This is a genomic window from Alcanivorax sp. HI0044, assembly GCF_001634945.1.
This window is the reverse complement of record NZ_LWEZ01000345.1, coordinates 1-734: the sequence shown is the minus strand read 5'-3', so window position 1 is coordinate 734 and position 734 is coordinate 1. Positions and strand designations below refer to the sequence as shown.

The 734-nt window shown below is 59.9% G+C and carries 1 protein-coding gene; it reads right to left on the bottom strand.

The window, feature by feature from the left end; all coding sequences use genetic code 11:
• Positions 1-41 precede the first annotated feature (41 nt).
• Positions 42-599 (bottom strand): FMN-binding protein, encoded by a 558-nt coding sequence (locus A3730_RS04210; protein ID WP_082872248.1) that lies wholly within the window; start codon positions 597-599, stop codon positions 42-44.
• Positions 600-734: the final 135 nt, after the last annotated feature.

Below are 734 nucleotides of genomic sequence, written 5' to 3'. Positions count from 1 at the left end.
TCGATAGTGAGACGTGAGGACGGCTTTGGGAAGGGCGGGATTCAGTCTGTGGCCGGTTCTGCCTGCGAGGCCATGACGTGTTGATGGAGCAACAGGGCCATGGCCGCCACGCGGCTGACGGCATCCACCGACAGGGTGGCGCCGGTAATGCCATCCACCTCACGGGACAGGCTCAGGTCATCCTGCAGGGTCATCCCGACAAATTGCTGACGGAAAAATGCCTGGTGCACTTCGCCGCCTCGGGGTTCGCGGTATACCAACACGTTCAGGTGAGTAATGCCGGCCGCCCCCACCGCCACGGCCAGCGTCATTGGCATGTCCTTGCTTTTTTCGTCGATGATCCAGGTCGTCACGCCTCCCTGCTGCCAGTAACGCAATCGCAAGCCGCGATACCGGTGTCCCAGTGCCGTTTCTACCCGGTCACGCAGATCGCCACGTAACGGCAGCAGGGACATTCCCGGCAATGGCTCGCCATAGACCTGGGACAAAAAAGTATCCACCGTCATAAACTCGGTTTCGTCATAGCCGCTGATCGCCTGCGCCGGGGCGCTCATGACGCACCACAGCGCCACCATCAACAGGCCAACCCCACGCACCATCAATTCACCAACCGTTCCTTATCGAAGAAGGCTTCAATCAACCACTGGTTATAACCGCCCAGCCGCTCGCCTGCCAGGCGCGCCTGTGCTTCATGATAAATCGGGTGATGCTCCATGCTCTTGGGCATCAACACC

Bases quoted from the DNA above. Each gene is read 5' to 3' on its own strand.
- A3730_RS04210 (WP_082872248.1), bottom strand. From the start codon at position 599: ATGGTGCGTGGGGTTGGCCTGTTGATGGTGGCGCTGTGGTGCGTCATG.